Source organism: Bradyrhizobium sp. LTSP885 (assembly GCF_000938305.1).
Classification (GTDB): Bacteria; Pseudomonadota; Alphaproteobacteria; order Rhizobiales; family Xanthobacteraceae; genus Bradyrhizobium.
Genome location: NZ_JYMT01000009.1, coordinates 1 through 5500, shown reverse-complemented (window position 1 = coordinate 5500; position 5500 = coordinate 1). Strand labels below are relative to the sequence as shown.

The following is a 5500-nucleotide window of genomic DNA, read 5'->3' as shown; positions in this document are numbered from 1 at the left end:
CGTGTGATTCCAAGAAGAGATGAGAAACGAATCGCTTGTGAACGAAGACTGGGCGCGTGTTGTTTCGCGGCTGGGCGGAGCTGAGGCTCTGGAGGCTGGCGCGCGGGAGACGAAGGCGTTTGTTCGCCCGCGCGAGATCAGCAATGCAGTCGATCTGCTGCGGCTGATCCTTGCGTATTGCCTGGGCACGAGAGGTCTGCGGTTGACGGCGGCATGGGCGACTTCGGTGGGCCTTGTCGATATCTCCAACGTGGCTCTGTTATACCGGCTGCGTCAGTCCGGGGATTGGCTTGCACAGCTGATAGGCCGGGCACTTGCGAGCGGTGCGCCGAAGGCAAGCCGCGGTCGACTGATCCGCATCGTTGACGCCACGACGGTCCCAAAAGCTGGAACCGGCGGCAGGCAGAAGAATGCGGTGTGGCGCATCCACAGTGCGTTCGATCTTCCGCAAGAACGTTTTGGTCACTTCGAGCTGACCGACGAACGCGCGGGCGAGACGCTGGACCGGATCCCGCTGATTGCCGGCGAGATCCGTCTTGCCGACCGCGCCTATCTGCAGCCGGAGCGCATGGCGTATCTGGTCGAGGCCGGTGCGGACTTCGTGATCCGCTCGGGCTGGAAGAGCGCTTGTTGGCTGGATCGCAAAGGCAATCTGATCGATCTCGTCGCCGAACTGCGCAAGGCCGCGGCACGCGGCATCATCGACCGGCCGATCTGGGTAAAACGCAAGTCTGGTGGAGCACCGCTTGCTGTGCGTTTGGTTGCCGTCAAGAAACCTGCAGATGCGGCTCAGGCTGCACGGCGCAAGGCACGCAGGACGGCTCAGAAGGGAGGCCATCGTCTCTCCAGGCAAACGCTTGATGCTGCGGATTGGGTGATCCTGGTGACCTCGCTCAAGCCCGAGGACTTCACAACCGCTGATCTGCTTGCCCTTTACCGGCTGCGATGGCGGATCGAACTCGGCTTCAAGCGGCTGAAGAGCCTGATTGGCTTGAAAGGACCTCCAGGAACTGACGAGCGGTCTGCCAGACCCCATATCCTCGCTCACCTGCTGATCATTCTTCTGCTCGAGCCGCTTGTCGACGAACTCGAGGACTCTCCCCGCTTGGCCGAAGCCGCCTAACCAGACCTGCAGCATGGCGCCTGCTCCGTCAGCTCATCGCCTCCCTGCTCCAAGCCATCATTCCCCAGCCCACAATCGCGCGTCTGCGCAGAGCCAGCCTCGCTCTCCAACGACATCTGCGCGAGCCTCCCAGACGTAAGCGCCGCTATCAGGCCATGATCAAACTATCTTAGCGCCTATGGGCGAAGGCCGGGACGACGGTGTGATGACGCTGACCCGCTGCTCGCGCCCGATCAACGGTCGGAATGCATCTTGTCGAGAAAATCCTTCACGCCGCTGACCGCGCCGGTATTCGATGCGATATAGCCGGGCAGGGCGCCCACGGCTTTGTGAAATTCGGCGCTCTTCATGATATCGAGCACGCGCTGCATCGGCTCGGTCTCCAGGAATGCGCGCTTGCAGACGAAGAAGTAATCCTCGGTGAGCAGCCGGATGAAGTCGAGGCCGAACTGCCGCGCCGCCGCCTCGACGCCGAAGCTCGCATCGGCCATGCCGCTCGCAACATAGGCCGCGACCGCGGCGTGGGTGAATTCCATCTGCTGCGCGCCGTTGATCCGGCTTTCGGGAATTTTGTGCAGCGCCAGCAGTTGGTCGAACAGCAGCCGCGTGCCGGAATCGTGGTCGCGGTTGACGAAGCGGGCCTTGCGCTCGACCAGGTCGTTCAGCGAGGTGATCTTCAGCGGGTTGCCGCGCTTGACCATCAGGCCCATCTCGCGGGTCACGAAATTGATCACCCGGTCCTCGCGCGGATCGAGCCATTCCGCGCAGGCCTTGATGCCCTGCGCGCGCAATTCGCCCCGCGGCAGATGCACGCCGGAGAGATCGCAGGCGCCCTGCGCCAGCGACACCAGCGAGTTCTGGTTGCTGACATAGCGCAAATCGACGCCCATGCCGCTCTCGCGATCGAGGAACTCGCGCAGCTTCGACACCGCAAAGCCGTGGCTGGCGTGGACGCGGATCACCGACGGCCGCTGCTCCAGGAACGGCTTGATCTCGGTGACCAGCTCCTGGGCGAGATTTTCGAGCTGCAGGCCGAGCCGCGCCTGCATGCGCTGGCCTGCCCATACCAGCTTCTCGCCGAACGGCGTCAGTTTCGAGCCCTTGCCGCGCTGGGTCTCGACCAGCGGCACACCGAAGAAGTCCGACCACTGTTCGATCAGGTTCCAGACGTGGCGATAGGACAGATGCGCGTCGCTGGCGGCGCTGGTGATCTTCCCGGTCTTTCTGATCTCGTTGAGGATGCCGAGCATCACGACTGTTGTCTGCGGACTGTTCTCTTTCCGAAAACGCCAGACGGTCTCGATCTCGATTTGCAGCATTTTGGTTCGCCAATTATGAAGTGCACTTCATATCCTGGTATACCAATAGGCACAAGATATCATATTTACTGGCGGAGAATGCCTCCTACGTTGGGTAACAACACCAGGAGGAAATATGATGTCGATTGCATATGACCATGACGCCCGCCAGGCGCCGACCGTCAGGGACGAACTGCTGCTGATCGACGGCGCCCGAGTCCGCTCGCTGTCCGGCCGCACCTTCAAATCCCTCAATCCCGCCACCGAGCAGGTGATCGCGACCGTTGCCGAAGGCAATGAGGCCGATGTCGATCGCGCGGTCGCCGCTGCCCGCCGCGCCTTCGAGGGGCCATGGCGCACCATGCGCGCCGCCGAGCGCGGCCACATCCTCTTGAGATGGGCTGAACTCCTGAAGCAGCACACCGACGAGATCGCAGCACTCGAGAGCCTCGATGCCGGCAAGCCGATCTCAGGCGTGCTGCGTCAGGATTTTCCGGCCGCGATCGACACCCTGATCTACTACGCCGGCTGGGCCGACAAGATCAGCGGCGACGTGGTCTCGACCCGCGACGACGCGCTGACCTATACCGTCCGTGAACCGGTCGGCGTCGTCGCCGCGATCGTGCCGTGGAATTTTCCGCTGATGATCGGCATGTGGAAGCTCGCGCCTGCGCTCGCCTGCGGCTGCACCGTCGTGATGAAGCCGGCCGAGCTGACCTCACTGTCGGCGCTGCGGATCGCCGAACTGGCGCTGGAGGCCGGCCTGCCAAAGGGCGTGCTCAACATCGTGACCGGCCCCGGCCGCGTCGTCGGCGATGCGCTGGTCAATCACCCCGATGTCGACAAGGTGACGTTCACGGGCTCGCCCGGCGTCGGCCGCGGCATCATGAAGGGCGCTGCCGGCAACTTCAAACGGGTGTCGCTCGAGCTCGGCGGCAAGTCCGCCAACGTGATCTTCGACGATGCCAATCTCGAAGCTGCTTCGAAGGCCGCGGCCGCGGGCATCTTCTTCAATGCTGGTCAGGTCTGCTCGGCCGGCTCGCGCGTGCTGGTGCAGGAGAAGGCCTATGACGAGGTGGTGGAACGCCTGGTCGCCCGCGCCGAGGCATTGCGCATCGGCGATCCCGCCGACCGCGCCACTGCACTCGGGCCCGTGATCTCCGAGAAGCAGATGCGCTCGATCCTCGACTATGTGGAGATCGGCAAACAGGAAGGTGCGCAGCTTGCGACCGGCGGCGAGCGCGTCGGCGACCGCGGCTATTTCATCCGCCCCACCGTGTTCGCCAATGTCGAACACGAGATGCGCATCTCGCAGGAAGAGATCTTTGGTCCCGTTGTCAGCGTGATCAAGTTCAAGGACGAGGCCGATGCGCTGCGCATCGCCAATGGCACCGCCTATAGCCTTGCGGCCGGCGTCTGGAGCGCCGACATCGGGCGCGTGCAGCGTTTTGCCAAGAAAGCGCGCGCCGGAACGGTGTGGATCAACACCTATGGCTATACCGATGTGCGGTTGCCGTGGGGCGGCGAACGCGATTCCGGCCTCGGCCGCGAGCACGGCACCGCCGCGATCGACAATTTTACGGAGCCCAAGGCGGTGTGGATGAACCTCAACGTCTGACGGCGCATAACGCCGCGTTTGACGGCCGCGCAACACACTCCGCTGTCGTCCCGGGCTTGACCCGGGACCCATAACCACGAATGTTTGTGTTGCGCTATGCTGTGGCCCCAGCGAACTTCACAATGTAGCGCTGTGGTAATGGGTCCCGGCCTTCGCCCATAGGCGCTAAGATAGTTTGATCATGGCCTGATAGCGGCGCTTACGTCTGGGAGGCTCGCGCAGATGTCGTTGGAGAGCGAGGCTGGCTCTGCGCAGACGCGCGATTGTGGGCTGGGGAATGATGGCTTGGAGCAGGGAGGCGATGAGCTGACGGAGCAGGCGCCATGCTGCAGGTCTGGTTAGGCGGCTTCGGCCAAGCGGGGAGAGTCCTCGAGTTCGTCGACAAGCGGCTCGAGCAGAAGAATGATCAGCAGGTGAGCGAGGATATGGGGTCTGGCAGACCGCTCGTCAGTTCCTGGAGGTCCTTTCAAGCCAATCAGGCTCTTCAGCCGCTTGAAGCCGAGTTCGATCCGCCATCGCAGCCGGTAAAGGGCAAGCAGATCAGCGGTTGTGAAGTCCTCGGGCTTGAGCGAGGTCACCAGGATCACCCAATCCGCAGCATCAAGCGTTTGCCTGGAGAGACGATGGCCTCCCTTCTGAGCCGTCCTGCGTGCCTTGCGCCGTGCAGCCTGAGCCGCATCTGCAGGTTTCTTGACGGCAACCAAACGCACAGCAAGCGGTGCTCCACCAGACTTGCGTTTTACCCAGATCGGCCGGTCGATGATGCCGCGTGCCGCGGCCTTGCGCAGTTCGGCGACGAGATCGATCAGATTGCCTTTGCGATCCAGCCAACAAGCGCTCTTCCAGCCCGAGCGGATCACGAAGTCCGCACCGGCCTCGACCAGATACGCCATGCGCTCCGGCTGCAGATAGGCGCGGTCGGCAAGACGGATCTCGCCGGCAATCAGCGGGATCCGGTCCAGCGTCTCGCCCGCGCGTTCGTCGGTCAGCTCGAAGTGACCAAAACGTTCTTGCGGAAGATCGAACGCACTGTGGATGCGCCACACCGCATTCTTCTGCCTGCCGCCGGTTCCAGCTTTTGGGACCGTCGTGGCGTCAACGATGCGGATCAGTCGACCGCGGCTTGCCTTCGGCGCACCGCTCGCAAGTGCCCGGCCTATCAGCTGTGCAAGCCAATCCCCGGACTGACGCAGCCGGTATAACAGAGCCACGTTGGAGATATCGACAAGGCCCACCGAAGTCGCCCATGCCGCCGTCAACCGCAGACCTCTCGTGCCCAGGCAATACGCAAGGATCAGCCGCAGCAGATCGACTGCATTGCTGATCTCGCGCGGGCGAACAAACGCCTTCGTCTCCCGCGCGCCAGCCTCCAGAGCCTCAGCTCCGCCCAGCCGCGAAACAACACGCGCCCAGTCTTCGTTCACAAGCGATTCGTTTCTCATCTCTTCTTGGAATCACACG

Annotated in this window: 4 protein-coding genes; 2 read left to right on the top strand and 2 right to left on the bottom strand. The window is 63.0% G+C overall.

What is annotated here, in order from left to right; all coding sequences use genetic code 11:
- The first annotated feature begins 19 nt into the window (after positions 1–19).
- The gene (locus UP09_RS06360) at positions 20–1123 is read left to right on the top strand and encodes an IS4 family transposase (protein ID WP_044535962.1); all 1104 of its coding nucleotides are present in this window, start codon (positions 20–22) and stop codon (positions 1121–1123) included.
- 233 nt (positions 1124–1356) lie between these two features.
- Here the strand turns inward: UP09_RS06360 and UP09_RS06355 are convergent, their stop codons facing one another.
- Positions 1357–2442, bottom strand: a complete 1086-nt coding sequence (locus tag UP09_RS06355; RefSeq protein WP_044537226.1) for a substrate-binding domain-containing protein — start codon at positions 2440–2442, stop codon at positions 1357–1359.
- Between the two features lie 118 nt (positions 2443–2560).
- Here UP09_RS06355 and UP09_RS06350 point away from each other — a divergent pair, with 118 nt between their 5' ends.
- Positions 2561–4039, top strand: coding sequence for an aldehyde dehydrogenase family protein (locus UP09_RS06350; RefSeq protein WP_044537227.1), 1479 nt, complete (start codon positions 2561–2563; stop codon positions 4037–4039).
- 338 nt (positions 4040–4377) lie between these two features.
- On the opposite strand, the gene UP09_RS06345 is transcribed toward UP09_RS06350, so the two are convergent.
- Positions 4378–5481, bottom strand: coding sequence for an IS4 family transposase (locus UP09_RS06345; protein ID WP_044535962.1), 1104 nt, complete (start codon positions 5479–5481; stop codon positions 4378–4380).
- Positions 5482–5500 lie beyond the last annotated feature (19 nt).